The 1,895-nt window shown below is 48.3% G+C and carries 1 protein-coding gene; it reads right to left on the reverse strand.

From position 1 onward, the window contains the following. On the reverse strand, nt 1–1,393 hold a 1,393-nt coding region (gene ltrA / locus GMA8713_RS25600), incomplete at its 3' end, for a group II intron reverse transcriptase/maturase (protein ID WP_062715496.1). Nucleotides 1,394–1,895: the final 502 nt, after the last annotated feature.

Genomic DNA, 1,895 nt, shown 5'->3' on the forward strand with positions numbered 1-1,895 from the left:
ATTCAGGGTCAAAAGGTGTTGCTGCACTTCGGATTTTTACATGTCTCTCGATAGGCACTTTGGCTATTTGGAAGAGATTGAACTGGCAATCCATACCTGAGATCTTCTGCCAACCGTGAAATTGCCACTGGCCTTTCCGATTGATGAAGTATTTAAGCGCGATCCACGTTTTAGATTTAGTTGGATGACGCCTTTTTGCCCAGTGCCATAGCGCTTGGAATAGTTTACAGCCTAGATATCCGAACACCTGTTTCGCGACGCAGTGCCGATAGTAATTCGACCACCCCCTGAGCTTCGGATTTATCAGTTTGATAAGATCATTCACAGGTAGAGTTACGTGCGTTTTGATGAGTTCGCGCAGATTACTTAAGAACAACAGCGTATTGGATTTGCTCGGTTTAATGAGCAGTTTTCCTTTGTACTTCCGATGGTTAAAACCCAAGAAGTCAAAGCCATCGTTGATGTGAGTAATGTGCGTTTTCTCTTCGGATAGCGTTAGGCCCCTTGCCGCCAAGAAGTCAGCAATCAACGGTTTTATATCGTTCTCCAGCACTTCCTTTGAAGCGCAAGTGACGACAAAATCGTCGGCGTACCCAATAAAGTTGGCTCTAGCCCCCCTTTTAAGGGCAGTGGATTTGATGCGCTGCTCAAGACCTGCGAGCGTCATTAACATCAGGGTGGGAGAGATGATCCCGCCTTGCGGTGTGCCCTCGTCGGTACGATAAAACAGCCCTTTATCCATAAAGCCAGACTTTAGCCATTGTTCCAACATCCGCTTGTCTACGGCGATGTTATCAAGAAGCCACTGATGACCGATTTTGTCAAAACAGGCTTTGATATCGCCTTCGAGCACCCATTGGGCAGATCTCTTTAGCGCCAGACACTTGAAGCACTGATCGACAGCGTCAGTCGTGCTGCGGTTTGGTCTAAATCCATAGCTGTTAGGGTCGGCAAGTGTTTCTGACACGGGCTCCAGTGCAAGTAGGTGGAGTGCTTGCTGCGCTCTGTCTATCATGCACGGAATGCCCAGCGGTCGAAACTTACCGTTCTTTTTGGGGATGTAGATACGCTTGAGCGGTTTAGCTGTGTATGCCTTTCTGCTCAACTGATTGACGGCTTTCATACGGCGAGCATCTGTGTTCCAGATGATACCGTCTATTCCAGGCGTTTTGCTGCCTTTGTTTTTCGATACTCTTTTCACAGCAAGGAGTTTTGCTGAACGAGAGTGGGTCAGTAACCATTGCAGGGCTTTCACCTTGCCGTGCTTACCTTCCCTTGTTGCCTTTGCGATACGCATCTGAAGCTTTAACACATGCGCCTCAACGTATTTCCAGTCGATTGACTGCCATTGAGCACTGTCAGGAGAGGCACTAATCTCTTTTGAAATCATCATTTGCGTTTCTCCTTGAATAAAGTTCTTCGAATTCTCTCGCAACGGGAGACCAGTCGGAAGTGGGCGCACTTTCGTGCTCAGGCATGGGCCTGTATCTGCATCATTACAACGCAGCCTTGGCTTTTTCCGACCTCCTCTACCTGCATCACTATCGGCTATGTAGGCTTTCCCAGAGGGAGTGATACAGGCTTACCGTGTTCCGTATGTCGCGCAATGTCAGGTTAGATGCCCGCTATGGTGCGGAGAGTGCAATTATCACGAAAGAGCATGGGGCAATCTCTTTCCGACTCTCGTGCCTTTTGGCTACAGCGTGTTAACCACTTCCGCTGTTTCATCACATAACGCACCTTGCGCGGATTCACTTACATTCATCATACTGACTACCTAGCACTCACCCAATTTGTGGTTATCAGGAGGATCATCCCCTCGCGGTTCCTATCCCGATTGGTCTATGACCACTCTTCGTTACATTGTCAGAGCCGCTACTTTATTCAGGCTCCTA

The organism is Grimontia marina (assembly GCF_900060185.1).
In the GTDB taxonomy this organism is placed as follows: Bacteria; Pseudomonadota; Gammaproteobacteria; order Enterobacterales; family Vibrionaceae; genus Enterovibrio; species Enterovibrio marinus.